Source organism: Kocuria oxytropis, assembly GCF_040981195.1.
Taxonomy (GTDB): domain Bacteria; phylum Actinomycetota; class Actinomycetes; order Actinomycetales; family Micrococcaceae; genus Kocuria; species Kocuria oxytropis.
In genome coordinates this window covers 1-538 of sequence record NZ_JAVFXA010000102.1, presented here as the reverse complement: position 1 = coordinate 538, position 538 = coordinate 1, and the positions used below count along the sequence as shown (strand labels likewise).

Sequence of the window (538 nt, the reverse complement as noted above, 5' to 3'; positions counted from 1 at the left end):
CACGAACTCGCACTCGAACTCGCCGAGCCGCTCGACCTGCCCCTCCCGCACCGCCATGGTGTAGGGCCTGATCCGGTGCTCCTGGAGCTTCGCCTCGATGAGCGCGAGCGTCAGCCGGGAGCCGATCACGGGGATGTCGGGGCGGCGCTTGAGCAGGTACGGGACGGCGCCGATGTGGTCCTCGTGGCCGTGGGTCAGCACCACGGCCACGACGTCGTCGAGCCGGTCGACGATGTGGTTGAGGTCCGGGAGGATGAGGTCCACGCCCGGCTGGGTCTCCTCGGGGAAGAGCACGCCGCAGTCGACCACGAGCAGCTGCCCGTTGATCTCGAACACCGTCATGTTCCGTCCGACCTCGCCCAGCCCGCCCAGCGGGACGACGCGCAGGACGTCCTTGCCGAGGGCGGGGGGAGCCGCCAGGTCGGTGTGCCACTGGGTCATGGGACCCCTTTCGTCAGTCGATGGTCTCGAGGAGGGTGTCGGCGACGACCGAGCCCCGCAGGTCCGCACGGATCAGGGCGGCCTCGGCCTCCGTGGG

1 protein-coding gene is annotated in these 538 nt (G+C 70.4%); it reads right to left on the bottom strand.

Annotation, left to right across the window (positions count from 1 at the left end; all coding sequences use genetic code 11):
• Nucleotides 1-441: MBL fold metallo-hydrolase (locus tag QYM41_RS17790; protein ID WP_368801096.1), on the bottom strand; the 441-nt coding region annotated here is incomplete at its 3' end.
• Nucleotides 442-538 lie beyond the last annotated feature (97 nt).